Origin of the sequence: Dietzia sp. HMSC21D01, assembly GCF_001815995.1 — a bacterium.
GTDB classification, from domain to species: domain Bacteria; phylum Actinomycetota; class Actinomycetes; order Mycobacteriales; family Mycobacteriaceae; genus Dietzia; species Dietzia cinnamea.
Genome location: NZ_KV823698.1, coordinates 1 through 2,018 on the forward strand (window position 1 = coordinate 1; position 2,018 = coordinate 2,018).

General features: G+C 73.2%; 3 protein-coding genes and 1 pseudogene. 1 reads left to right on the forward strand and 3 read right to left on the reverse strand.

Going from position 1 to position 2,018, the window contains the following annotated elements:
* Nucleotides 1–132: 132 nt before the first annotated feature.
* Both HMPREF3086_RS02245 and HMPREF3086_RS02250 read right to left on the reverse strand, forming a co-directional pair.
* The gene (locus HMPREF3086_RS02245) at nucleotides 133–267 is read right to left on the reverse strand and encodes a DUF6440 family protein (RefSeq protein ID WP_246830860.1); all 135 of its coding nucleotides are present in this window, start codon (nucleotides 265–267) and stop codon (nucleotides 133–135) included.
* 133 nt (nucleotides 268–400) lie between these two features.
* The gene (locus tag HMPREF3086_RS02250; RefSeq protein ID WP_070719956.1) at nucleotides 401–706 is read right to left on the reverse strand and encodes a hypothetical protein; all 306 of its coding nucleotides are present in this window, start codon (nucleotides 704–706) and stop codon (nucleotides 401–403) included.
* A gap of 216 nt (nucleotides 707–922) precedes the next feature.
* Here HMPREF3086_RS02250 and HMPREF3086_RS18305 point away from each other — a divergent pair, with 216 nt between their 5' ends.
* Nucleotides 923–1,567, forward strand: a complete 645-nt coding sequence (locus HMPREF3086_RS18305) for a hypothetical protein (RefSeq protein ID WP_070719959.1) — start codon at nucleotides 923–925, stop codon at nucleotides 1,565–1,567.
* On the opposite strand, the pseudogene HMPREF3086_RS19415 reads toward HMPREF3086_RS18305, so the two are convergent.
* Nucleotides 1,542–2,018: pseudogene (locus HMPREF3086_RS19415) on the reverse strand (hypothetical protein); the annotation flags it as partial. The gene HMPREF3086_RS18305 and the pseudogene HMPREF3086_RS19415 sit on opposite strands and share 26 nt — an antisense overlap.

Sequence of the window (2,018 nt, forward strand, 5' to 3'; positions counted from 1 at the left end):
GCGCCCCGCGACGGCGCCTGCGGCGGCTGAACCGGCGCTGACCAGCGCGGGTAGAGCGCTGCGGCGCTGCGGCGCGGACTGCCTACAGCGCGTGCTCCTGGAGGGGCCGACCCTGCGCGTCCAGCAGCGGGGTCAGCCCCCGCCGGTGCCGTCGTTGCGCCACAGGTAGCAGACGCCGGTCCGGCTGTCGCGCAGGATCTCGAGGCGCCCGCCGAACCCGACCGACTCGGAGTGGATCTTCTCGAACCGCTTGTCCTTCTTCGCCATGCGCTCATCGTCGCACTGGTCCACCACGCCTCCCGCGCACGCCGTGCCCACACACCGCGGCCATTGCGCATCTACTCGCTCACCGGGCGGCGTGGATGACGACGACGACGAGCTCGACCTCCCCGGAGGGGGTTCAGGAGTCGTGCGAGCGGGTCAGTCCGCGTGTCGCCTCGGCGACGGCACGATCGGGGGCGCGGAGTTCATACGAGGCGGGTTGCGGGGTGGGCGCCGGGTCCTGAGCGCGGGCGCGGGCGGTGAAGGGGCGTGCGCCCGGTCCGCTGATGAGCCGGACCGCGACGACCACGCCCACGAAGACCATGAGCGTGAACAGGGCGGGCAGCATCCAGGTGGTGTTCGTGAGCAGGGCGGCACCGGCGTCCAGCTCCGCGGCGGCTACGGCGCCGGTCAGGGACGTGGTGATCGTGGTCAGAGTGCTCATGGTGGGGCCTCCCGTCTTTCGCGTCTGTCAGGGATTCGGAGTCCTCCCGCGTCGGGATGGGTGGCGGGCCCGGGTTGTTCCCCGAGGCGCGCGTGACGGGGGTCGGGGTGACCCTGATCCTGACCCGGATCTTCGGTCCGCACGGCGTGAACATGCGGCGGCGGGGGTTATGTTGGTGGGAGTCCCACCCGGCCCCGAGTCTCGAATCGAGTCACCATGAACGAGCAGTACCCGCGGCGGCAGGACGGGCCGTGGACCGAGGGCGGCCACGACGACCGGGACCGCTCGGCGCTGCCGGACCACCTGAACCCCACCGAGCAGTTCCCCACGGCGTCGTACCCGGCGGAACGGTTCTCCGATGACCGGGCCGCGACCGAGCAGTTCCCGGGCGAGCAGTTCCCGACCGAGCGCCTGCCGACCGCCGAGAGCGTCGAGCGCTACTCGGGGCACCGTCAGCCGGAGCCCTACTCCCCACCGTCGGAGCCCCAGCACTACGGGCGGCCAGTCGACCACCAGCCGTTCGCGCGGCCAGCCGAGCCCCAGCCCTACGGGCGACCGGCCGAGCCGCTGGCCCACGAGGGCGGTTTCCCCTACGGCATGCCGCCGGCCGCGCCGTACGGGGCGCCCTCGCCCTACGGGTACGGCGACCCGTACATCCCGCAGCATCTGCACGTGCCCCCGCCGCAGTTCCAGCAGGGCCCGTATCCGCAGCAGTTCGGCTACCCGCCGATGCAGCAGACCGTCTACGTGCACGGCGCCCCGGCGAGGCGGGTCAACCACGCGCTGCACCTGGTCCTGACGATCGTGACGTTCGGGCTCTGGCTGCCGGTGTGGATCATTCTGGCGATCGCCAACTCCTGACGCGCCCCGGCCACCGCTCGGTGATGAGCGCGGTCACCTCGTCGACCCACTGTTCGTCCAGCGCGGCGTCGCGACTGACGAGGAGCCGGAAGATCGCCGCGCCCGCGACGACCTCGGCGAGCACCGGCAGCGGGTCATAGGCGCGGCGGGTCCGGCCGAACCGTGACTCGAACGCGGGCAGGTCGCCGGCCAGCCGCGCGATCATCCGGCAGGCCATGGTGCGGTCGACACTGGCGCGGGGTGGGCAGGTCACGGCGGCCGTAGTGACCTCGGCGGCCTTGGCGGCTGCCGCCGGGCCCGAGCCGGAGTCGCGGGCCATCCGGCTGTTGGCCCGACTGGCGCGGGGTCGCGAGGAGACCAAGTCGAAGATGGCGCTGATGGCGCACGCGCTCAAGCGCGGCTGCGGAGGCGCGGCCGGCGCGGCGACGGTGGCCGCCGCGAGAGACCGCGG